This is a genomic window from Singulisphaera rosea, from assembly GCF_054877945.1.
Map to the genome: position 1 here is coordinate 25,521 of NZ_JBTYIP020000026.1, position 23,866 is coordinate 49,386.

A 23,866-nucleotide genomic window follows, 5' to 3' on the forward strand; every position below is an offset into this window, starting at 1 on the left:
CTTTGGGACCCGATCCGGATCATCGCCTGTTAGGAACTCGACAGGGCGTTGTCCCGTAGTCCTCACCACTCGCAAATCGGGTGAAGCCGGACGTGACACTCGCGCCATTCCGCTCATCGCTACAATCCAAACAATTGATAAAAACTTCGCGAGTCTCCGGGGGTCCTTCCCCGAAACATTCGTCAAATCGCCGATATTCACGTGCTAAAATAGGGTGAGTAGGACGAATCACGCCTCGGCCAGGTGGGGCCGGCGGATTCGGCTTCGGGAATCGGCTTGCGGACTCGGATCCACGTCGTGCACCACGCTCTTCGGGAGATTTTGATTTTCGAGGTCGAGGGCAGGCTCTTCGGCCTCCCCGTGGCCAACATTCGGGAGCTCGTGCGCGTCGTCACGATCGTGCCGCTCCCGTCGATGCCCCCGATCGTCGAGGGGATCGTGAATCTCCGAGGCGAGATCGTCCCGGTGCTCGACATCCGTCCTCGACTGGGGATGCCCGCCAAGGCGGTTGAGCTCAGCGACCAGTTGATCATCGCCCGGACCCGTGGGCGACTGGTCGCGGTCCGGGTCGATCGCGCGGTGGAGCTGATGACCTCGCCCGGGTTGGGATCCGGGTCGGACGACACGTCGGGGAGAGTGCGCGAGGGATCGGCCCGGGTGGCGAAGCTGGAGGGAGGCCTGGCGCCGATCCTCGATCTGGAAGTGCTGTTCGCGGAACGAGAGTCGGAAGCCATCGACGCGGTCCTTCCGCGATCCGAGATCTTTGCGGAACAGGAGAAACGATCGTGACCTGGACGGAGCCTGCATTCGATGCCGTGGCACGCCTTGTCGGCGTCCGGACCGGCCTGGTCTTCCTCCCCGAGCGTCGAGCGGGTGTGGAGTTGGGCATCCGACGCGCCATGTCGCGGGCCGGCGTGAACGACCCTTCGCTTTACATGGCGAGGATCGTCGACAACCCGACCTTGCTCGAGGACCTGATCGGCGAGCTCACTATTGGCGAGACGTACTTCTTCCGCGAGCCCGGGCATTTCGAGTTCGTGCGACGGGTGGCCATCCCGAGGCTCCTCGAGACCCGAGGGCCTTCGCACGCGATCCGCGCCTGGAGCGCCGGCTGTTCCTCCGGGGAGGAGGCTTATTCGCTGGCCCTGCTTTTCAAGGAGGTCGGGCTGGCGGGGCGTTCCAAGATCTCGGCGACCGACATCTCGCCCGTGGCGCTGGCCAAGGCCCGCCGGGGCGTTTATGGGTCCTGGTCCTTTCGAGGAGAGGACGCGGACATGGCCCGCAGCCACCTCGACCGCCAGGGGAATGACTACGTCATCCCGGAGTCACTCCGAGACAAGGTCAGCTTCTCGACCCTCAACCTGGCGAGCGAAGACTACCCGTCGTTCACCGTCGGGGTCTGGGGGATGGACCTGATCTTCTGCCGCAACGTCTTGATCTATTTCGACCGACCCATGATCCGGCAGGTTGCGAACCGGCTCTATGCGAGCCTCGCTGAAGGGGGATGGCTCCTCACCGCCTCGTCGGACCCTCCGCTCGGCGGCGAGGCCCCTTTCGAGACGGTGCTGACCGACTACGGGGTTTTCTACCGTCGCGGCCCGGCGGCCGTCGAAGTCCCGAAGCCGAAGACATCCCCTTTCGAGGGGTCGATCGACCTCCGGCTCTCTTCCGATCACGTGACGCCTGCAAAAGATCCGGGCCGACTCACCTCGACACTCGGGGCGGGCCCGACGAAGCCGGCAGGCAGCCGCCTGGGGCCCGGGCCCTCGACGCCGCTGCCAACGTCTCGCCCGAAGGTTGAGGAACCGGTTGCCCGACCGAAGGCCGACGATCCCCTCGAAGACGCCAAACGCGACCTGGCCCGCGGCGACTATTCTCGGGTGATCGAGAAGACCCGTGGCCTCACGGACGATATCGACGCGTGCTCGCTTTACATCCGGGCGTTGGCCAACGTCGATGTCACCGGGGCTGGCGAGGCGTCCGCGAAGGCGATCGCTCGGCACCCGTTCTCGTGCGAACTCAACCTCCTGCGTTCGGCGATCCTGTCCGAGCTCGGCCGGGACGAAGAGGCGTGTGGCGCGGCGAGGCGGGTCGTGTACCTCGACCGAACATTGGCGATCGGCCATTTCTTCCTCGGGGCACTCCTCCGTCGCCTTAGCGACACCTCGGGGGCAAAACGTGCCTTTCGGAACGCCCGGGAGCTTTGCATCTCGAGGCCCGCGGACGAGGTCGTGCCCCTCTCCGATGGCGAGTTGGCCGGCCGGCTCGCCGAAGCCGCACGGGCTCAGTTGGAATCGCTCGGCTCGGATGAGGGCACTCGATGAACGCGACGAGTCGAGCGTACGGACGGTCGAGGGACCGGAACGAGCCCCTCGCGAGTTTGGATGAGACCGAGGCCGAGGCCGGCAACGAGGACCGTCGGCTCACGGCCGAACAGGTCCGCACCATCCTTGACGAACGGGCGAGGACGCTGGCCCAGGTCCCCATCAAGTCGCCGGACGCCGCCGAAGTCCTCGAACTTGCGACCTTCTCGCTCGGCTCCGAGCGCTACGCCATCGAGACCTGTTTCGTCCGGCGGATCACCCGGCTCGGCCACTACACGCCGGTCCCGGGGGTCGCCGACCTGCTCCTGGGCGTCACCAACGCGGGGGGTGAGATCCTCGCGGTTTTCGACTTCCGGATCCTCGTCGGGGGCGTGCGCCAGGAGACGACCGAGCAGACCCGGATCATCGTCCTCGGCGAGGACCACGAGGAGTTCGGGATCCTCGCGGACGCGGCCCACGAGGTCGTGGTCCTCCGACACGACGACCTGTTCGCACCACCCGGCTCCCTCGACGGGACGGCTCGGCACCTGCTCCGCGGGATCACGACCGACGCCCTCATCGTCATCGACGGCGACGCCCTGCTCCAAGACCAACGCCTCGTCATCAACCAGGGGGACGATTCAGGCCGGTGAGTCGTGAGGACCTCGGCGACCCTCGAGTTGGTGAATGATTCACGAATCCTTGTTCCACAACTTTGTTATCACGTTCACGATTCGTTTTACAAGTTCGAAGCTCGGGGCCCGGCGGGAAAGCGTCATCCCGTCTCTCAGGGTCAATTCCGGGGTCGAATTGCGAGGTAAGCGATGAAGATCCGGTGGAAGATGTTGCTGGGCTTCGGCATCGCGCCGGCCTTCCTGATCATCGTCGGTTGGGTGTCCTATTCGGGGACCAACCGGCTGATCGAGACGGGCCACCGGGTCGCCCGGGCGCACGACGTGCTCCAGGGGATCGACGGCGTGATCGCGCTCCTCAAAGACGCCGAGACCGGGCAGCGCGGCTTCGTCCTGACGGGGAAGGAACAATACCTCGAACCTTACAACGCCGCGACCCAGGCGATCGATCAGGCCTTCGATGATCTCCGGAAGATCACCAAGGAAGAACCCGAGCAGCAGCGCCGGCTCGATCTGGTCAGGCCCCTGAGTGAAAGTAAACTGGCCGAGCTGAAGGAGACGATCGTCCTGCGGCGGGAGAAAGGGGCCGAGGCGGCGCTCGCCGTGGTCCTGACGGACCGAGGAAAGTCGGTCATGGACGACATCCGGAGGCTCGTTACCGAGATGAAGGAAGAGGAGCACAAAGTGCTCCAGGAGCGGGACCGTGACGCGGCAACGACGGCCCGGTTCACCACTTCAAGTATCGTGGTCGGTACAATCGTCGCGTTCCTGATTTCGCTCTTGGTCGGGCTCGCGATCGCGAGGAGCATCACCCGGCCGCTCCAGACTCTGGTCACGGCTTCGGCAAAGATCGGCAGCGGCCAGCTCGACTATCCGATCGACATCCAGTCGCGCGACGAGGTCGGCGAGCTCGGCGGCGCGGTCCGCAAGATGGTCTCGGACCTCCGCAGGACGATGGTCAACGTCGACGTCGAGCGGGAGAGCCGAGAACGGGTCGAGAAGCTCCTGAACACGATCCGGGAGACGGTCGCCCAACTCACCTCGGCGAGCACGGAGATCCTCGCGAGCACGGCCGAGCAGGCCGCCGGGGCCCAGGAGTCGGCCGCGGCGATCACCCAGACGGTCACCACCGTCGACGAGATCAGCCAGACGGCCGCCCAGGCCGCCGAGCGGGCCAAGGGGGTCGGCGAGGCCGTCCAGCGCAACATCGACATCGGCCAGTCCGGGCGGCAGGCGATCGAGAGCTCGATCATCGCGATGAATCAGCTCAAGGAGCAGGTCGAGTCCACCGCCGGGAACATCCTCATGCTCGCCGAGCAGGCCCAGGCGATCGGCGAGATCATCACGACGGTCAACGACATCGCCGACCAGACCAACATCCTCGCGCTGAACGCCGCGATCGAGGCCTCGAGAGCCGGCGAGCACGGCAAGGGGTTCGCCGTGGTGGCGGGCGAGGTCAAGGCGCTGGCCGACCAGTCGAAGCGGGCGACCCAGCAGGTCCGCAAGATCCTGGGGGAGATCCAGCGGGCGACCAACACGGCGGTCCTCTCGACCGAGGAAGTGACCAAGGGGGTCGCCTCGGCGATCCGAGCGGGGAGCCAGTCGGGGCAGACGATCAACACGCTGGCCGACACCCTGACCGAAGCCTCGCAGGCCGCCGCCCAGATCGTGGCGTCGGCCGGCCAGCAGGCGACGGGGATGTCGCAGATCAGTCAGGCGATGAAGAACCTCGACCAGGTCGCCCGCCAGTACCTCGCGGCAACCCGGCAGGTCGAGCAGGCGGCCCAGAACTTGAATTCGCTCGGCGCCACGCTCGCCGGGCTCACCAACGATTGACGGGCGAGTCGACATGGACCGCGGCAAGCTGATCGAGCGGCTGATGGTCACATTCCTGGGCGAGCTCGGCGATCACGTCCGCGTGATCAACGACGACCTCCTCGCCCTCGAAAAGGACCCGCTGGGGACGGACCACACCGAGCGTTACCAGTCGCTCTTCCGGGCGGCCCACAGCCTGAAGGGGGCCGCCCGATCGGTCGGGGTCGGCGTGGTCGAGGAGGCCTGCCATCAACTCGAAGAGATCCTCACCCGGGTCCGAGACCTTGGGACCCCCTTCCCGTCGGAGCTATTCGGGCTCCTGTTCCAGACGGCCGACGCAATCGAGGACGCCGGGAGTCGGTTGCGCGAACAACGCGACCTGGCCGGCTCGCCACTGGCCGGCCTTCTGACCCGGCTCAAGGCGACGGCCGAGGACCTCCCGACGAGGGCGTCGCGGGCCACGGCGTCGAATCCGCCGAGCTCCGCTCCGCCGGCCCGCTTCCTGGAGTCTCGCTCGCTCCCACCCCCACCCTCGGCTCCGACCGTCCCACCCACGGAGCCGGCCGAGCCCCCCCCCGCTCCGCCGACTCTCCCGGAGCCGCCGACGGAGACGAAGACCGAGGGGCCGGTGGTCGCGGCGGCGACGGCGACCTCGGCCGAGCCGGAACGGCCTGCCGGTGCGGCGGCGTTCGTCCGGATCCCGGCGGAAAAGCTCGACACGATGCTGGCCAGCAGCGGCGAACTCCACGTGGCGCGTCGGCGGGTCGAGTCCCAGGCCGACGACCTCGCGGTGCTCCGGGACTCATTGTCCCACTGGTCGGACGAGTGGCGTGGTGCGGCCAAGCTGCTGCAGACGTCCTTCAACCGGGACGGCGAACCCTCCGAGACCAGCACGATCCCGCGTCGGGCGATCCAGACCGTCTTGCGTGCCGGCGAGCATTTGGCCGAGCTCGAGAACCAGCTCGAGACGCTCGTCGCCAAGATGGCCGGGGACCGCCGCCAGCTCGCGAGGGCGGCCGGGGCCCTCGACGAGGAAGTGCGCCGGGTCCGGATGCTCCCGTTCGCCGAGGCCTGCCAGGGTCTCGAGCGTGTCGTGAGGGACGTGGCGAGAGAGGCCGGCAAGCTCGTCGAGTTCGTCGTCGAAGGGGGAGATGTCGAGCTCGACCGCTCGGTCCTGGGTTGGCTCAAAGACCCGCTCCTCCACCTCGTCCGGAACGCGGTCGACCACGGGATCGAGACGCCGGACCGCCGGCTCGCGGCCGGGAAATCGAGGATCGGGCGGGTCGTCGTACGGGCCGCGCTCAGGGGGGACCAGGTCGAGGTCGTGGTCGCCGACGACGGCGGCGGACTCGATCGCGAAGGGCTGCAGCAGACCGCGAGGCGCCGGGGGATCGCCGAGCCGGCCGATTCGCGAGATCTGACCGACCTGATCTTCCTGCCCGGATTCTCCACGTCCACGATCATCACCAACATCTCGGGCCGGGGGATCGGCCTCGACGTGGTCAAGAGCCGGCTCGAGGCGCTCCACGGCACGATCGAGCTCGCGAGCGAGCCCGGTCGGGGGATGCGGCTCACGCTGGTCGTCCCGCTGACCCTGACGACCCTCCGGGCTCTCCTGGTCAAGGCGGGCGGCCAGATTTATGCACTGGCGAGCGTAAACGTGAACAAGCTTGTACGCGTCGACACATCGGACCTCCGCTCGGTCGAGGGGCGGCCGATGCTGACATTGGGCGGCCCCCCCATCCCGATCGTGCCCATGTCCGAGGCCCTGGGATTCTCGGCCCATGGGGCCCCGCTGAAGGGCAAGTATCCCGCGCTGGTCGTCTCGTCCGGCGAACGTAAGATGGCCTTCGTGGTCGAAGAACTGCTGACCGAGCAGGAGATCATCGTCAAGAATCTCGGGGAGCGGATCCGCCGGGTTCGGAACATCTCCGGGGCCACCATCCTCCCCTCGGGCCGGATCGCCTTGGTCTTGAACGTGGCCGGGCTCGTCCGCTCCGGGCTCGGCGGCCGAGGGGCCGGACTTGCGATTTCCTCGCCCGAAGCGGCCTCGGTCGAGGCGCGAAAACGGGTGATCGTCGTCGACGACTCGGTGACCACGCGGACCCTGGAAAAGAGCATCCTCGAAGCCGCCGGCTTCGAAGTCTCGACGGCCATCGACGGCGAGGCCGGCTGGCGACTGATCCAGGATCAGGGGGCCGACCTCGTCGTCTCCGACATCGAGATGCCCCGGCTGGACGGCTTCTCGCTGACCCAGGCCATCCGCGCGTCCGCCCGATTTGCCAAGCTCCCCGTGATCCTGATCAGCTCCCGGGCGAGCGAGCGAGACAAGGCCCGAGGGATCGAGGTCGGCGCGGACGCTTATATCGTCAAGGGGGCCTTCGATCAGAACGACCTCCTCGAGACGGTCACCCAGCTCCTCTGATCGATCATCGGCCCTCCGCTCGAGGGAATCCATGGATTGTGCCGAATGGCACCGGCCTTGCATGTTATGGCGGATGGAACAGCGTTGACGACCTCGAACCCGCCTCGTCCCCACCTTCGGCCCCGAGAACCGAGGACCGCGACCTTCGAAGGCCGCACTCTGAGCCTGACCGTTGGGCCGGTCGCGACGCCCCCGCCTCAGGAATCCCTGCGAGGGGGCGGGCGAGCCCTGGCCTCGAAAAAATAACGCTCTTAAGATGTCAGGAGAGTGCCGGGCACGGGGATGGGTCACCCAGGCGTCGCGTCGCTTGATTCGACATTCAGGCCGAACCGCAGTGGTGTGAATCTCACCCCTCGGTCGCAGACACGTTTCGTTGTCGTCGCTCGGAGTGCGGCGTCGGTGAGAGCCGGGTCGTCTCGGGATCGCTCGTCGAGGCCCCTGCACCGCCTCGGCCTAAGATCCAGGCGGTCCTCTCGGGAGGGATGAGGCCAGTGATTCGAGTGCTCGTGGTCGATGACTCGGCGACGGTCCGTGCGCTTCTCGTGCGCATCCTGAGCGAGGACCCTGACATCCAGGTCGTCGGAGAGGCTTCGGATGGCCTCGAGGCGATCGCGATGACCGCGAAGCTTCGGCCCGACCTCGTGACGATGGATATCCTGATGCCTCGGATGGATGGCCTGGCGGCGACCAAGGAGATCATGATCACGACGCCGACGCCGATCATCATGATCACGGCAAGCAATAAGGCCCGCGAAGTCGACGCCTCGCTCTCGACCCTCCGCATCGGCGCCCTCGACGTCCTGGACAAGCCGCCATCCCCGGTCTCCCTCGGGTTCGAAACCGCGGCCCGGCGGATCATCGCCGCCGTAAAGACCATGTCGCAGGTGAAAGTCGTCCGGCACTGGCGCACTTCGGCCGCGACGATGCCATCGGCGGCCCTCATCCCGTCGCCTACCACGCCGAGCCTCGCCAGCCGAAAAGACGTCAGAGGTCGGATCGTGGCGATCGGCGCCTCGACGGGGGGGCCGGCGGCGCTCCAGCAACTCATCACCGCGTTGCCTCGCGATTTCTCCGTGCCGGTCTTGATCGTCCAGCACATCACCCCCGGCTTCACCGAAGGCCTGGCGTCCTGGCTCAACACCTCGAGCGGTTTGAACATCCGAGTCGCGGGACATGACGAGGAACTCTTGCCGCACACCGTCTATATCGCCCCCGATGATCGGCACCTGGGCGTCTCGAAGAAAGGGACGACCCTGCTCTCCGACGCCGAGCCCATCGCGGGATTCCGGCCGTCGGCGACCTTCCTGTTCGATTCGGTCGCGGCCTCCTTCGGCGCTTCGACCTTGGCCGTCATCCTGACGGGCATGGGCTCGGACGGCCTCCCCGGACTCCGTTCGGTCCGACAGATGGGCGGACACGTGATCGCGCAGGATGAAGCGACCTGCGTCATCTACGGGATGCCGAAAAGCGCCATCGACGCGGGGGTCGCCAACCAGGTCCTCCCGATCGACCTCATCGCCCACCGGCTCACGACCCTCGTCTGACCTCCTCGAGGCGCAACCGAACCGGCGTCGACCCTTGGCCTGGTCACTGGGAAGGCCGATTCACATGTTGAGGAACGGCACAGGCAAGAGGAACGCGTGCTGTTCGTACAAGCTCCACATGCCTTGCCAGGCGGTAAATTGCGTGAAGAAGACGATGAGGGCGTAGAGCAGGCCCATCGGCAGCATCCAGGCCCGGCCCGTCCAGCGGAAAAACCAGTGCCGGGGGACATCCCGACTTCCCGACCGCGCATAGGCCCAGCCGGTCAAGGTCCGGGCGGGGACGATGAACGCGAGGAAGAGCAGGCTCGGGAGCCACGCCGTCTCGCGAGGGATCATCTCGATCTTGAGCAGGTAGAGCGGGACTGCGAAGGTCAGCGTCAGCGTCGCCGCGACGGCGAACGCCCAGGGGGCCCGACGGAACCGTTCTCGAACACATCGATACTCGAAGAACGCCTTGAACCGGCCTTCGGCGGCGAACCGCATTTGCAAGAACGGCAATGCGAGTGCAACGATTCCCAGCAAGAGGCCTCCCAGGAACCCGACAAGCGGGGCACGTCGGCCCATCGCGATGAAGGTCACCGGCAGGACCAGCCAGAGCGACGTCCCGATGAAGCCGAGGGTTCCCATGCGGAGGTAATAGGGCAGGTGCAACGCGGCGACGAAATTCCAGGCGGCGTCTCGAGTCGACGTGTACAGTCCACCGCGTCTCAGCCGTCGTAGGAGCCAACCCGGTGTTCCGAACGGCCAGAAGAAGTCCCGGAGCCGGCCCCCTCGGGCACACGCGGCGATCGCGTGGAGGGTCACAAGGGTCGTCAAGACGATCCATCCGAGTTGCCAACGCCTGGCGATCACCCCGCCCGGGTCGATGATCTCGGCCGAGCGCGCGAGTGACGCCGTCAAGCGGACGGGCAAGAGCATGCACCAGAGGCCGACGGCCATGCTCCCGAGCCTCGCCGCGAGTCGCACGCCGATGAAGGCATCGCGGATCCTGCCCGTGCGCGCCACCCGGCCCCCCGACTCGAGGAGATACCCGAAGCTGAGGAGTTGCAGGCCCGGGAGCGCCGCGAGGAATGCCAGCCCGAGCACGATCGCCAGGGCGCCGAAGCCCCATTCGCAGACCGAGCCAACCCCATCCCTGAGCCGTCGCCAACGACTTCGCCTCGCGACGCGATCCGTTTCGGAGAGATCCCCGTCGGATGGCAACGCGATCGTCCCAGAGCCCTCGACCGCGGCCGGCGCTCCGAACGGCGCGTCCGCAACCATAAAGTCGTTCATGACAGTCAATACAACGTCGAGCCCGCCCTGGTTTCAAGAAATGCCGCGGTCTTGAAGGCCTGTCCCGCTCCCGGTGTGGACGCGGCCTGAGGCCTCCCCTCGGTAAGCGGGGCACTCTTGCCCCGCTCCTCCTGCGAAAGCCGAGGCGACGGGCCTACCGGGGGGATCGGCGAAATCCGCGGGGCAAGAGTGCCCCGCCTACCGAGGGGAGGATCCTTCTGCGAACGAAGCCGTCAATTCGGCCCGCAACTTGCGCCGTTGACGCAGCGCTAAGCCGAGGGCTCTACCGCTTCGACATGGGAAGCCGAGAGGGCGAGGATGTTGTGGGCGGCGATCCGTCGCGAAGGCGAGCCGTCGCTCGGGGCGAGGGTGAGTCCGCGGAGGAGATCGAGGTCCTCGACGCGTCCTTCCAATCGCCCCGAGGGGGTGTCGACGAAGACGAACTGGCCGAGGTGTTCGCTCCGATTACGCCAGGGGAGGTTCAGGCTCTCGGGCCCTCGATGAAGGCCGGCCTCATACCAGTCGTCGACGCGACGGATCAACTCGCGCGCCAGTTCGGAGCGGTCGACCGTTTCGCCCTTGAGGATCCTCAGGGAGGTCGCCGTCTCGCGGAGCGGTTCGGGGAAGTCACGCCGCTCGAGGTTGACGTTGACCCCGACCCCGATGACGGCCCCGGCACCTCGCTCGACGAGGATGCCGGCGATCTTCCGGCCGCGGACCCGGACGTCGTTCGGCCACTTGATTCGTGTCTCGAGGCCGGTCCACTCGGCGACGACCTCGGCCACGGCGACGGCCCCGAGCGCGGTCAGCCAGCCCGTCTCCGCCAGGGAGGAGGGGGGGAAGAGCAAGATCGACATCAGCAACGAAGAGCCCTTCGGGGCCGTCCAGACCCTCCCGCGACTCCCCCGCCCGGCCGACTGCTCCTCGGCCATGACCACGAGCCCCTCGTTCGCCGACGACGCCGACGCCCGCGCCGCGACGTCGTTGGTGCTGCCCACGCGATTCCAGATCGCGACCCTCCGCCCCACCCGGCGCGTCCCCAGGCCGTCCTCAATCTGGTCAGGACAGAGCCGGGCCGCCGGCCCCCGATATGCCACCCCCCAATACGGGTGCCGCTCGAACGCAAACCCGAACGCCTCGAGCTCATCCAGGTCCGCCCCGGACAGGCCGTCGAGGGGGACGAACTCGCCTCGGGCCTCTCGTAGTTGTCGGAGGAGCGGGATGTTCATGGGGAGGGTTCACCACAAAGGCACAAAGGACACAAAGTCAAATTCAATAAAATCAACAATTTCAACTTTATTTTCTAATGATCTTTGTGTCCTTTGTGCCTTTGTGGTGAACCCTCCCCGTAATCCAACCCGATATCCAGAGCCGGTGCCGAATGTGTCAGCGACCCGACACTAATACGATCAACACCGGTCCGGGCGAGTGCGCCGACAGTCGCGAGTGTGATACCACCAGAGGCTTCGAGGAGGACGCCGGGGGCGTTCGCGTCGCGTCGCCGGACTGCTTCGGCGAGGGATTCGGCGCCGAGGTTATCGACGAGGATGATGTCGGGGGCGCACTCGAGCGCCCGGTCGAGTTGCTCGAGCGAGTCGACCTCGACTTCGACGACCGTGCCTTCGGGGGCCCGGGCCCTGGCCGACGAGATTGCGGTCCCGATCGGATCCGACCCCGAGGCGAGCCAGGCGAGGTGGTTGTCCTTGATCAGGACCGCGTCATACAGGCCGATCCGGTGGTTCCGGCCTCCTCCGCAGCGGACGGCGTATTTCTCGAGCGCACGCCAGCCGGGCGTGGTCTTGCGGGTGTCGAGGATCACGGCCTTGGTCCCGGCCACTTCGGCGACGAACCGGGCCGTCAGGGTCGCCACGCCGCTGAGGCGCTGGAGGAAGTTCAGCGCCGAGCGTTCCATCGCCAGGAGCGAGCGCATGTCGCCTGCGACCCGAGCGACCTCATCGCCGGGACGGACTCGATCGCCATCCTTCGCGACGGCCGACCAGCCGGCCTCGAGCGCGAATCGGCGGGCCAGCAACTCGAGGACCGGCAACCCGGCGATCACCCCTTCCGAGCGGGCCACGAAGCGGGCAACACCCTGGGCCTCCCGGGGGATCGTGGCGGTCGCGGTGATGTCGCCCAACTCGCCGAGATCCTCGGCCAAGGCCAGTTCGATCAGGGTCTCGGCGTTCTGACGTTCGACGTTCCCGAATCTCGTTTCCATCCCTACCTCGAACGAACCACGCCGGGGCGGACAGGCGGCCCGGATTCCTGCGGGACGAACCGACCTCGCCAACCTGGCACGCACCCCTGCGTCTTGGATATCGTCACTGTTTCGCCTTGCGCGGCCCCTTCTTGCTCCCGCCCGCTCGCGCTTTGTCCTTCGCACTGGTGGCCTGGGGGCTGGCGGATGGGCGTGCGGTCCCCCCGCCCTGCTTGGCGCGGAGCTGCATGATCCGGTCGCGGAGGGCTGCGGCGCGTTCGAACTCGAGGTTCTCGGCGGCGGCGAGCATCTCGGCCTCGAGTTCGTTGAGGTATTCCTCGGTGGCGTCGGTGTTCTCGTCCCGGCCGACAGCCTTGCGGACCTCGGCCTTCGCCTGGATCTCTTCCTCGATCCCGCGCCGAATCGCCTTGACGATCGACTCGGGGGTGATGCCGTGCTCGGCGTTGTACGCGAGTTGCAGCGCCCGACGGCGGAGGGTCTCGTCGATGGCTCGCTGCATCGACTGCGTAACCGTGTCCGCATAGAGCACGACCTCGGCGTTGACGTGTCGGGCGGCGCGGCCGATCGTCTGGATCAAGGAGGTCTCGCTCCGGAGGAACCCTTCCTTGTCTGCGTCGAGGATGCAGACCATCGAGACTTCCGGGAGGTCGAGCCCCTCGCGCAACAGGTTGACGCCGACGAGCGAGTCGAAGGCCCCTTCGCGGAGCTCGCGGAGGATCTTGACCCGCTCGATCGCGTCGAGTTCGGAGTGGAGCCACTTGGACCGCAGCCCCTGTTCCTTGAGGAACCGGCTGAGGTCTTCCGCGAGCCGCTTGGTGAGCGCCGTGATCAGGACGCGCTCCCCTTTCTCGGCCCGCTTCTTGATCTCCTGCAAGAGTGCGGGGACCTGGCCACGCGCCGGCTCGACTCGGACGACCGGGTCGATCAAGCCGGTCGGGCGGATGACCTGCTCCACGACCTCGCCGCCGGACATCGCGATTTCATAATCGCTGGGAGTCGCCGAGACATACACGCGTTGGCCGAGCTTCTGCTCCCACTCGTCGAACCGCAGGGGGCGGTTGTCGAGGGCGCTGGGGAGCCGGAACCCGTGTTCGACCAGGGTGCTCTTGCGGCTGAAGTCGCCCGCGAACATCCCCCGGACCTGGGGGATGGAGACGTGCGACTCGTCGATGAACATGAGGCTGCCGGCGGGGAAGAAGTCGAGCAAGGTATTGGGGGTCGACCCCGGCGGGCGTCCCGAGAGCGGCCGGCTGTAGTTCTCGATGCCCGAGCAATAGCCGGACTCGAGCAGCATCTCCATGTCGTAGCGCGTCCGGGCCGCGAGCCGTTGCGCCTCGAGGAGCTTCCCCTGGTCCTTGAGCGTCTTGAGCCGTTCCTCGAGCTCCTGCTGGATCGCCTCGACGGCCCCCTTGATCCGCTCCTCGGGCAAGACGAAGTGCTTGGCCGGATAGATATACATCTCCGTCTTCTTCTCGAGGACCGAGCCCGTCAGGGGGTCGATCACGGCGAGGGTCTCGATCTCGTCGCCGAAGAGCTCGATCCGGTAGGCGACCTCCTCGTATGCGGCCCAGACCTCGACGACGTCGCCCCGGACCCGGAACTTCCCGCGTTCGAAGCTGATGTCGTTGCGGTCATACTGGATGTCGACGAGTCTCAACAGCATCTCGTCGCGGTCGATGATCCCCCCGACTTCGAGCCGGACCATCATCTTGCGATAGTCTTCGGGGGAGCCCAACCCGTAGATGCTCGAGACGCTGGACACGACGATGACGTCGTTGCGGCTGACCAGGGCGCTGGTGGTCGCGAGCCGGAGCCGCTCGATCTCGTCGTTGATCGAGGCGTCTTTCTCGATGTAGATGTCGCGCTGGGGGATGTAGGCTTCGGGCTGATAGTAGTCGTAATAGCTGACGAAGTAGCGGACGGCGTTGTTGGGAAAGAACTCCTTGAACTCGCCGTAGAGCTGGGCGGCGAGCGTCTTGTTGTGCGACATGACGAGCGCGGGGCGGTTGATCTGCGCGATGACGTTGGCCATCGTGAAGGTCTTGCCGGAGCCGGTCACGCCGAGGAGAGTCTGGTGCTTATGCCCGTCCCGGATCCCCCGGACAAGCCCTTCGATCGCCTTGGGCTGGTCGCCGGCCGGTCCGTAAGGGGCCGCCAACTGGAAGTCTGACATGGTCGTCCGATCGACTCAACGGTCGTTATGGGCCATCCGTGATGAAGCCGAGGGCCCGGAGGGTAATTTCTCCGAAGCCGGCGCGGCGGTTTCGTTGCGAATGCGAAGATGGGGTCGGAGCGCGGCGATCGTCGCCGGGCCGATCCCGCGGACCCGGTCGTCGAAGTCGTCGAGCGACCGGAACGGGGCCACTTCCCGGGCTTCGACGATCCTCGCCACGAGGGCCGGTCCCAGCCTCGGCAAAGCCCCCAGGACCGCCGGGGGCGCCGTGTTCGGGTCGACGACCAGCTCCGGCAAGGCCGAATCCCTCGGGGCCTCCCTCGGCGAGACGACCCCGAGCCCGACCGCGCCGGCGAACGCCAGGGCAACCAGCACCACGCGAGCCGGGGCGTTCCATCCCCAAGGGCTCCCGGTCGAAGCGAGGGTCATGCCGGTCCTCTCACGCCGCGAGCAATTCCGATCCCCGTCCCGTCCTTGCGAGTCAGGCGTTCACGATCGGCCCCAGTATAAGTCCGCACGGCCCGACTCTCAAGGGATGACGCCACTGGGGTCTCGCCGGGCAAGGCAGGACGGTCCCTAATCTCGATAAGCCCTCAAAGACGTCCTTAGTTCATGGAGCGAAATCGGGGCTGTGAACAGATTCGTGGGTGCTCCGTGTTCTTCGGAACTCGTGCGGATCAGGACCGGCCCACCGCCTCAATCCTCGCGATACACCGACGGCTGGTTGCCTCGAAGGCCATCGGCGACACAGGGATTTTCATACAAATGTTTCGTATTATCGCCATACTGAACCCCTGTCAGGCTCGTTACGATCCGGGTTCGCTAACTCTCGTTCTTACGGGTTTGGTGACAGGGGTGCGTCACAGACCTCAACGGGTGTCCGACCGACTGAGATGCGTACCAAGGCCGAGTGTGCACCTACTCATTGTCGGGGCCGCCACCTCATGCACCCCAGGCCGTGCAATCGCGCGATCTTCGGTGAAACCGCTGTGTCGGCACAGACGTCGGGTTTCAGATCGGCGTAGCCGACGGCCCGAGGTGGTCGCGAGAGCCGGGGCTCACGTCCGCCAACCTCTAGAACCGTCGTGGAAACGATCCTTCGCTATGCCTGTCCTTTGTGGTTCAATCTCGCTTGTCGGGATGTCGTCTAGAGCGAGAGTCAGCCGCGTAGCCCCCGCCAGCAACGGTCTCGGGCCAGGACTCAGCGTTCAGACTTTGCTCGTCCCACCCAAGAATCCGAAGAAGACGTGATCCGGATCGTACTTGTCGCGAATCGCTTCCAACCGCCTCCACTTCTCGGCGGAGTAGGACTCCTGAACTCGCGTGGGGTCCTGGACGATGTCGGTCTCGCCGATGTAGTGCTGGCTCGTGAAGGGTTTCATGATCGCGATGACTTCATCGTGCCACTTCCGATTCGCGGCATCGTCGTCTTCCTTCTCCCAGATCGTCCACAACCCGCCGTAGGAGGTGGCGTCCATCGAGAGGGCGACCTCGGGATGGGGTTCGAGGAGATTCCTGGGCCCGGTGCTCTGGCAGAAGACGATCACGGACTTGGCGGAAGGCGCGTCGACGAACTTGTCACGTAAGGCCATCAGCATGTCGGAGGGATTAGCCTTGGAGCACTGGTTCTCGCAGAGGTTGCGATGGTTCTCGGGCCAGGTTGCCCCGGAGGCGACCGCCAACTGGTCGAAACTGGAAGGCTCGTTGAACGTCCGGGCGAGCGCCTTTTTGACGACCTCGCCCTTGTCGAGGGGCGTGAGGGCGGCCTCGGATTCTTCCTTGTTCATCCCGAAGGCCACGGCGGCGACCATGCAGACCCTGCCGTTGCGGTCCTTGCAGGCGTGGGCGAGTTCGGAGGGGGCCTGGATCAGGAAGATCGAGAGCTCGACGTTGTCGGGCATCGTCCGCCCGAGGGCCACGACGTCGTCGACGGTTTCCTTCAGGTCGTTCAACGAGAAGAAATAGGTGCTCGAGGCGATGGCCCTGGGCAATGGGTAGCACTTGAGGTGGAACCGCGTCGCCACGGCGAACATGCCCGGCCCGCAGCCTCGGGCCGCCCAGAAGAGGTCTGGATGCTCGGTGGCGCTCGCCTTGACCAACCTGCCGTCGGCGGTGACGAGCTCGATGGCCTCGACGCTCAAACAGGCCGGCCCCCAGTGCCCCATGTTCCAGGACATGCCGCCGTTGAGGAGATAGCCGCCGGCCTTGACCGTGGGGCAATGGCCGGTCGGGAAGGCCAGGCCGTGCTCGCCCAGGCGGCGGGCGAGTTCGCGATTGCTGATCACGGGTTGGATCACGGCGGTCCGACTCGCGACGTCGATGCTCGATTCGGTGAGCGCGGAGAGGTCGATGGTGATGCCACCGTGGCGAGCGGCCAGGCCGCACCAGGTGTGTCCGCCGCCTTTGGTCACGACCTTCAGGCCGTTTTCCCGGGCGAAGTTGACGGCTTCGATGACGTCGCGGTCGTCCTTGACCCGGACGATCGCATCCGGAGAGCGGTCGGGCTTGATCTTGTTCCAGACAAGGCCGTCGCGGGCCCCGGCAAATCCCGGGGCGTTCGCCGGGATCACTTCACCCTTGATGCGACCCCGAAGCGCCCCCCAATCGGACTCGGCCGGTGCGGCCGCCTCGGCTCTCCCGTCGCCTTCCGGCAGGAACGCGCCTCCCACAAAGAGGGCGGCAGCGGCTTTGATCGTCGACATGAAGAAGCCTCGGCGACTGGCATGATCCCACCCGTGGACGGGCAGAACGTCGTGAGGGTCAGCTTCGGAACATTCGACGATATCGGTCATAGAATCGCCCAACTCGGCCCGGAGCACGCGGATCGGATTGACCCCATGCTCGGGGCATGAACAGCGAGGCACGCTCACGTCCAGCGTGACCTGGAACTGGTCCGCATCGACATACCGCCAGCGCCGGCGTTGGAGATCGTAGCCATCGCAGGCACGGCCGCACTCGGGGCAAGACAGGGGCGAATCGGCCGCTCGCTCCAGGAACACCACGACGCGACACGCCGCCTCATCCCGATGGACGTTCGTGATCGTCCAGGGTTCCACGGTTTCCGGGATCCAGGCGTCGCGTTCGCGGCTGTTCATCTCATACATCCTCCGATTAAATCGAAACCTCCTCTAATTTAACCCGGCAGCGACCTTCTCAGGCAACAAATCTCACAGGTTTATCGAAAGTGCCGATCTTGCCTCGTCGAACGACCATTTTCTCGGACTGACGCAAGGGCACGCAGAACTACGATGAGTCGGGTGGTACCGACACACGACCGTAGGACCGATCTTTTGTCGAACGACGAAACGAAAGGACTCTTGGATGCCGATGATGGGCGTTTTCATCGTCTTAGCCTTATTGGCTTTCGTCGTCGTGGGCAGTTTATCCTGCTTGGTTCTTGGCGGCTGGATCTTTGGTTGGAAAAGGACAGGCATCATCAGCGCCGTCGGAATCGTGGTACTGGTTGCCATGGAAATCAGACTTGCGGCAACCCGTCCGAATCACACCGTGACCCCGAAAATGAAGGCCGACTCTTTGATGTCGATCCCCGCCGAGGCCCAGGTCGTTAGCGCCAAAGAGGGAGATTGGGCCGGCGACGGAAGAGTCGTGTTCCGGATGCCCAAGAACCGGCCAACCGAAGAATGGTTCGAGATCATCTGGGGAATGAACCGCGTCGGCGGACCTAAAGACACCGTCAACGGCCGGTATCCGCTCCCTGTGATCAAGCGATCAGAGGAAGTGAACGGAAACCGAAGGTCCCTGGAATACAGGCCTTTCGAGCAGGTCTTCGTTTATGATGTTGAACTCAATCTGTAGCATTGGGTCCAAAGCCGATCCGACACGATTTCGGCATGCGGCCTCCCTTGCCTTGAGCACTGCAACCCAATGATGAACCTTCCTCAAGGTGGCAACTCACGGCGACAGGTTCGCCTAGTGTCGGTCAAGCGTCGACCAGTCACGGGATCGCATCGAGGGACCTAAGATCGGGGTCAGCAGGCCTCGTTGGTCGCAATTGTCAAGGACTCACCGTCGAGGTAACTTGATCAAACTTCCCAAGGCGATTCTCGAGTGACATAAGGACCAGAGCGATGACTCTCCACCGGCGCGACTGGTTACGCATGGCGGCTGTCGGGCTCCTGGGTACGGGATCTCGGGCGTTGGGGGCGGACGGCCCGGTCGGTCGGGCGACCTCTCCGCTGACGATCACGGGTTTGAAGATCACGCCGATCGCGTTGCCGGATCCGCCCTTGCTGAACATCGGCGGGTGCCACGGGCCGTATTTCTTGCGGAACATGGTTGAGCTCGAGGTGGACGGCAAGCTCGTCGGGATCGGGGAAACGACGGGGGGAGAGGGGACGACCAAGGCCCTGGAGAAGGCTCGGGCGGTCGTGATGGGACGAAACGCCTTCGCGTATCGCGGCTTCGCCCGAGAGCTGCTGGCATTGAGCCCGGCGTGCTATGCGGGGATCGAGGTCGCGTGTCTCGACGCGTGCGGTCGGGCGACGGGGCGACGGCTCAGCGAGTTGCTGGGTGGGCCCGCTCGCGACTCGGTCGAGTTCGCCGCGTATTTGTTCTATAGGTATGCCGCCGACCACCCCACGATTCTTGCCGATCCCCACCTGGCGGACGCTCGGGGCCGGGGCGATCGGGCCCTGGATTCCTGGGGAGAGGTCCGGACGCCCGAGGCGATGGCCGCGATGGCCAAGGCGTTTCGGGAGCGTTGGGGGTTCCGCTTCTTCAAGCTGAAGGGGGGCGTGCTTTCACCGGACCTCGAGCTTGAGTCGCTGAAGGCCATGAATGCGACGCTCGGGGGAGGTTGTCCACTCCGCGTCGACCCCAACGGCCGCTGGAAGGTGGAGACGGCCAAGCGGATCGGCAAGGGGATGGTCGGGCTGCCGATGGAGTATTACGAAGATCCCGTCCGAGGCCAGGAGGGGATGGCCGAGGTCCGCAAGGCGACGGGCCTGCCGATGAGCACGAATATGTGCGTGACCCGATTCGAGCACATCCCCGAGGCGCTCCGGCTCAAGCCGATCGACGTCCTCCTGACCGACCTGCACTACTTCGGCGGGTACGCCGGCTGCCTCGCGCTCGGGCCGATCGCCGAGGTCGCGGGGTGGACCCTGGGCCAGCACAGCAACAACCACGCGGGGATCACCATGGCGGCGATGATTCACCTCGGCGCCGTGGTACCCCAACTGACCTCGGCCAGCGACACGCACTACCCCTGGCTGCCCGACGACGCCGACATCATCGAGGGTCCCAAGCTCGCGATCCGGGGTGGAATGATGGCCGTCCCCGAAGGTCCGGGGCTCGGCGTCTCCCTCGATCGCGACAAGCTCGCCCGCGCCCACGAGGTCTTCAAGAAGTGCGGTATGCGGGATCGCGAGGATGCGACCCTGATGCGCAAGCTCGAACCGGGCTGGACCGGCGAACTGCTCTGAGTTGGAGCCGCGGGACAGGAGTGTCCCGCGTCACAGGGGAGGGTATTCAGCGCGCCTTGGGCCGGCGATCAGCGTTGGCTCTGGTTTCCGATCTGGTTCAAGGCGTCGCGGGCGGCCATGCTGTCGAGGCCGTTGCGACGCTGGGCGAGCTTGCGGAGGGCGGGGATGCTCTTGCTCGTCCCGATGTCCGCGAGGATCTTGCACGCGTCCATCCGGAGGAACATCTCGCCGCTGTTGAGGCATTTGAGGACCGCGTCCTCCGCGGGGGTCCCGATCTCCCGGAGGGCCTCGCCGGCCTTGGCGCGGTCGTGGTTGCCCTTCATCGCGTCGGCGATGGCATCGGCCGAGCTGGGATCTTTGAGCAACTTGAGCGCGTCGAGGACGGCCCAGCGCACGAAGACTTCGGGATCCTTGAGCGCCTTGACCAACACCGGGATGTTCTCCGGGCCTCCCCAGACCGCAAGGACCTTGGCCGCTTCGATTCGTTCGAAGACCTCGGGATTCTGGAGCATGGGCTCGATGGCCTTGGCAACTTCCTCTCGGCGGTCGTTGGCCGGTGCCCTCGACAGCCTTCCCAACGCCGCCTTCCGTTTCTGGGGCGAGGCTGATGACAGGTCGTGCAGGACGACATCGACGAAGTCGCCGCTGGCGGGCGGCTCATCGACGACCGCCGGTCGATTCACCTCGTTCGCCGGGATGTGGTTGCCGGCAGGCTCGCTCGACTCCTGAGTCGGGGCGGGAGCCGGCGAAGGCGTCGCGACGACCGGATCTCCCACGGGGACACCCGCGGGGAAGAGGATATCAATGTCGGGCCTGCCGTCGGGAAGCTTCGGGTAGGCCGAGACCACGGCAGGTTGGTGGGTGAACGTCCGGAATCGATTCTGGGCCGCGAAGAGCCTCGTGAGCGCCGACCGGACGCGTTCCCCGTGCGATGCCTTCAGTCGCTCCATCTCGCCCGGGGCGAAGATCATCGTCCGGTGCGGCCGGAGCCCGAACGTCATCTTGAGCTGCATCTCCATCCTCCTCAGGCGCGACTCCCCGCGAAGCACCGAGAACCGGTCGCGCATCGAGTCGTAGAGGGCCGTCGCCTGGTCGAGGATGGAGACGAGGTTGTTGAGATCCTGCTCATAGCGGAGCCCCGACGGCGATCGTCGATTGGCGACCTGCTGAACAGGGGCGTTCGCGACACCACCCCCCTGCGCCGGGGGGGGTGCCCACTGGCCGGCCGCCGGATTGTCCGCCTTCGCCGCGAGGGCGGCATTTTGCTGCCGAGCGAGCTCGGCAGCATGCTGCGCCGCCGCAATCGCCGGAACGAAGATCGCAACGCTGATGAACATTGCGCTCCCTCCCAGCGACATGAAGAACGAGGCCCGCATCACCCCCCATCGCGTGATCAGGTAATACAGGGCGTAGAAGGGGACGAACAAGTGCAGCAGTCCGGTCTCGACACTCTCCTGGAATGCCTTGACGATGGAGATGATCGACCCGACCAAGGATAGTCCCATACCAAGGACCACCACGAGCCCGATGATCAGTGTCGAGGTCGGCGGCGACGTCTGCGTGACGAGGATCGCCGAAATCCCCCCGATCGCGACACAGAGGCCGAGGTAGCCCCAGGCCGGCATCCCCAAGACCAGCCCGTACTCATTCTGGTGTCGTCGGGACGATTCTTGCTTCGGCGTATATCCGCCCCGCATCGGGTGCCGGATCGGGACTTCGTCCTCAAGTTCACTTAATGAGGGGAGCGGTGCCTCATATTCGTCGTCGAAGCCGTAAGGATCGTCGACGGCGGGGGCCGTGGCCGGGCGTCGCTTCGGCGGCGGCGACGGCTTATTCGGTGGCGTCCGGGCCGGGGCCGGCCTCTGGGCGGCCATGGCAGGACGACTCGATGGTCGGGGTGCGGGGGGGGCGATCGTCGCCGACGGGATGATGAAGACGTGCCCGCATCGGGCACATTTCCCGCGCTTCCCGGCTAAGCGGTCGTCGACATCGAACGGTTTGGCGCACTGCTCGCAATCGAAAACAATCGCCATATCCCTTCCCTTTGCCTCGGGTCCGATTATCGCCTGCGACTGATAGAGGGGGGGGAGGCTCTAACCGTTCGCGCCATCTCGACCGCGGGGGCTTGAAGGCGGTTGCCCTCGGCCCGTCACAACAGCTCGGCCACTCCTTGTCCACGGACGGGGCCTTTGCGAAGAACTCGGCATCGGCGCCGAGTGGGATCATTTTTTCGCGAAGGGCGCCTGGAGTGGTGCTACCATTCTAACAAGGCAAACATTATCAATAAAACGCCCCAACGCCCAGTGAACTTCGCCGAACCGTCGAAACCACGAAAGAATTCAGCGCCAACCGACCATTGAGAGCATTCCCGCAGGCCTAACCGACCGACCAACCAGAGCTCGACTTCCGCCCCGAGACGGACGGCGAACCGTCGCCCAAGCCATCTTGAATGACGCCCTGCCCCGCACAACTTGCCTTGGACACCGGCCGAAGCCCCGACCGAAGACCCTCGAAATCTAAACCTACGATTTGCACCAGGAAGACAAACTAGGTAATCTACGATGACGAGACAATCTAGGGTGTCCTCTTTCAAATCAACACACCGGTTCGAGGAGCGCGAGATCCGTGGGCCGGCCGAACCGTCCGAGCGTAGTTAAGGGGAACGCGAGGGGTGGGCCTCCCGGCCATGCCCTGAAGAGGTCTCAGGGTTGTTTAGGCGGGGGCGTGAGCCAATGAGACATTTCCTGGTTTCCATCGTCGTCGTCTCGGCCATCGGGGTGCTGGGCTGGTTAGCCTTGAGCTCGTACGCCAGGTCGACCAAGCCGATCTACGTCGGGATCCTGCACTCGGAAACCGGCGCGATGAAGATCAGCGAGAAATCGATGATCGAGGCCGAGCTGCTCGCGATCGAGGAGATCAACGCTCGAGGCGGGGTGCTCGGGCGGGAGATCAAGCCGATCGTCGCCGACGGGCGGTCGGACTGGCCGACCTACGCGATCCAGGCCCGGAAGCTGATCGAACAGGACCATGTCAGCGTCATCTTCGGGTGCTGGACCTCGGCAAGCCGGAAGAACGTCCTGCCGGTCGTCGAGGAGAAGGATCACCTCCTCATCTACCCGATGGCCTACGAGGGCCTCGAGCAGTCGCCCAACATCGTCTACACCGGCGCGGCGCCCAACCAGCAGATCATCCCGACGGTGAAGTGGAGCTACGACATCTTGAAGGCGAGGAAGTTCTTCCTGGTCGGCTCCGACTACGTCTGGCCCCAGTCCGTCAACGCGATCGTCAAGGACCAGCTCAAGGCGCTGAACGCCGAGATCGTCGGCGAGGAATACATCTTCTTCGGGAGTGACGACGTCGACGACGCGATCGCGAAGATCAAGAAGACGAAGCCCGACGTGATCCTGAGCGCGGTGGTCGGCGACTCCAACCTGGCCTTCTATGAACGGCTCCGACAGGCGGGGATCCGCCCGGAGGAGACGCCGGTCATCTCCTTCAGCATCGCCGAGGACGAGCTCCGCAAGCTCTCCGCGAAGGACATGGTCGGCAACTACGCCGCCTGGAACTATTTCCAGAGTATCGACCGCCCCGAGAACATCTCGTTCGTCAAGCGGTTCAAGGCCAGGTGGGGCCAGGACCGGGTGACGAGCGACGTGATCACGGCCGCATACAACAGCGTCCTCTTCTGGGCGGGGGCGGTCCGCGAGGCAGGGACCGAGGACGTCGACACGGTCCGGCGTTTCCTGCTCCGCCAGAGCCTGAACGCGCCGGAAGGGGTCGTCTCGGTCGACCCGGATACCCAGCACACCTGGCGGCCGGTCTATATCGCGAAGATGCGGGCGGACGGGCAATTCGACATCGTCTGGACCTCCGACAAGCCGGTGCGCCCCGTCCCCTACCCGATTTCTCGCTCGAAGACGGACTGGGAGGCCTTCCTCAACGGCCTCTACACCCAGTGGGGGAACAGTTGGGCCAACCCGCACCGCAAGGTGAGCCCGATCACACCGGGCTGATCGGGCCCCGAAGGGACAACCCCC

16 protein-coding genes are annotated in these 23,866 nt (G+C 65.6%); 9 read left to right on the forward strand and 7 right to left on the reverse strand.

Going from position 1 to position 23,866, the window contains the following annotated elements; translation table 11 throughout:
* Nucleotides 1-297: 297 nt before the first annotated feature.
* The 6 genes from ACYOEI_RS31225 (at nt 298) to ACYOEI_RS31250 (ending at nt 8,719) form a co-directional block, all read left to right on the forward strand.
* The gene (locus ACYOEI_RS31225) at nt 298-789 is read left to right on the forward strand and encodes a chemotaxis protein CheW (RefSeq protein ID WP_462853699.1); all 492 of its coding nucleotides are present in this window, start codon (nt 298-300) and stop codon (nt 787-789) included.
* Nucleotides 786-2,324: a CheR family methyltransferase gene (locus ACYOEI_RS31230; protein ID WP_462853701.1), complete on the forward strand. Its 1,539-nt coding sequence runs from the start codon at nt 786-788 to the stop codon at nt 2,322-2,324. The genes ACYOEI_RS31225 and ACYOEI_RS31230 overlap by 4 nt, the downstream gene beginning before the upstream one ends.
* On the forward strand, nt 2,321-2,956 hold the full coding sequence (locus ACYOEI_RS31235; RefSeq protein ID WP_462853703.1) for a chemotaxis protein CheW: 636 nt from the start codon (nt 2,321-2,323) through the stop codon (nt 2,954-2,956). Before ACYOEI_RS31230 ends, ACYOEI_RS31235 begins: the two co-directional genes overlap by 4 nt.
* Nucleotides 2,957-3,127: 171 nt before the next feature.
* Nucleotides 3,128-4,771 (forward strand): methyl-accepting chemotaxis protein, encoded by a 1,644-nt coding sequence (locus ACYOEI_RS31240; protein ID WP_462853705.1) that lies wholly within the window; start codon nt 3,128-3,130, stop codon nt 4,769-4,771.
* A gap of 13 nt (nt 4,772-4,784) precedes the next feature.
* Complete coding sequence (locus ACYOEI_RS31245) at nt 4,785-7,175, forward strand: hybrid sensor histidine kinase/response regulator (protein ID WP_462853706.1); 2,391 nt, start codon at nt 4,785-4,787, stop codon at nt 7,173-7,175.
* Between the two features lie 491 nt (nt 7,176-7,666).
* On the forward strand, nt 7,667-8,719 hold the full coding sequence (locus ACYOEI_RS31250) for a protein-glutamate methylesterase/protein-glutamine glutaminase (RefSeq protein ID WP_462853708.1): 1,053 nt from the start codon (nt 7,667-7,669) through the stop codon (nt 8,717-8,719).
* A 60-nt stretch (nt 8,720-8,779) separates the two neighbouring features.
* On the opposite strand, the gene ACYOEI_RS31255 is transcribed toward ACYOEI_RS31250, so the two are convergent.
* From ACYOEI_RS31255 to ACYOEI_RS31280, 6 genes are all read right to left on the reverse strand, one after another.
* The gene (locus tag ACYOEI_RS31255; protein WP_462853710.1) at nt 8,780-9,994 is read right to left on the reverse strand and encodes a hypothetical protein; all 1,215 of its coding nucleotides are present in this window, start codon (nt 9,992-9,994) and stop codon (nt 8,780-8,782) included.
* A 269-nt stretch (nt 9,995-10,263) separates the two neighbouring features.
* Nucleotides 10,264-11,223, reverse strand: coding sequence for a biotin--[acetyl-CoA-carboxylase] ligase (locus ACYOEI_RS31260; RefSeq protein WP_462853712.1), 960 nt, complete (start codon nt 11,221-11,223; stop codon nt 10,264-10,266).
* A 74-nt stretch (nt 11,224-11,297) separates the two neighbouring features.
* Nucleotides 11,298-12,212, reverse strand: a complete 915-nt coding sequence (nadC, locus tag ACYOEI_RS31265; protein WP_462853713.1) for a carboxylating nicotinate-nucleotide diphosphorylase — start codon at nt 12,210-12,212, stop codon at nt 11,298-11,300.
* 103 nt (nt 12,213-12,315) lie between these two features.
* On the reverse strand, nt 12,316-14,385 hold the full coding sequence (gene uvrB, locus ACYOEI_RS31270; RefSeq protein ID WP_462853715.1) for an excinuclease ABC subunit UvrB: 2,070 nt from the start codon (nt 14,383-14,385) through the stop codon (nt 12,316-12,318).
* A 15-nt stretch (nt 14,386-14,400) separates the two neighbouring features.
* Entirely contained in the window at nt 14,401-14,814 is a 414-nt protein-coding gene (locus ACYOEI_RS31275; RefSeq protein ID WP_462853716.1) for a ComEA family DNA-binding protein, read from the reverse strand.
* Nucleotides 14,815-15,593: 779 nt separating this feature from the next.
* Complete coding sequence (locus tag ACYOEI_RS31280; protein WP_462853718.1) at nt 15,594-17,480, reverse strand: FAD-binding oxidoreductase; 1,887 nt, start codon at nt 17,478-17,480, stop codon at nt 15,594-15,596.
* A 226-nt stretch (nt 17,481-17,706) separates the two neighbouring features.
* On the opposite strand from ACYOEI_RS31280, the gene ACYOEI_RS31285 reads away from it, so the two are divergent.
* Nucleotides 17,707-18,201, forward strand: a complete 495-nt coding sequence (locus ACYOEI_RS31285) for a hypothetical protein (protein WP_462853720.1) — start codon at nt 17,707-17,709, stop codon at nt 18,199-18,201.
* A gap of 272 nt (nt 18,202-18,473) precedes the next feature.
* Nucleotides 18,474-19,829, forward strand: coding sequence for an enolase C-terminal domain-like protein (locus tag ACYOEI_RS31290; RefSeq protein ID WP_462853721.1), 1,356 nt, complete (start codon nt 18,474-18,476; stop codon nt 19,827-19,829).
* Between the two features lie 68 nt (nt 19,830-19,897).
* On the opposite strand, the gene ACYOEI_RS31295 is transcribed toward ACYOEI_RS31290, so the two are convergent.
* On the reverse strand, nt 19,898-21,862 hold the full coding sequence (locus ACYOEI_RS31295; RefSeq protein WP_462853723.1) for a HEAT repeat domain-containing protein: 1,965 nt from the start codon (nt 21,860-21,862) through the stop codon (nt 19,898-19,900).
* A gap of 699 nt (nt 21,863-22,561) precedes the next feature.
* On the opposite strand from ACYOEI_RS31295, the gene ACYOEI_RS31300 reads away from it, so the two are divergent.
* Entirely contained in the window at nt 22,562-23,842 is a 1,281-nt protein-coding gene (locus tag ACYOEI_RS31300) for an urea ABC transporter substrate-binding protein (RefSeq protein WP_462853725.1), read from the forward strand.
* Nucleotides 23,843-23,866: the final 24 nt, after the last annotated feature.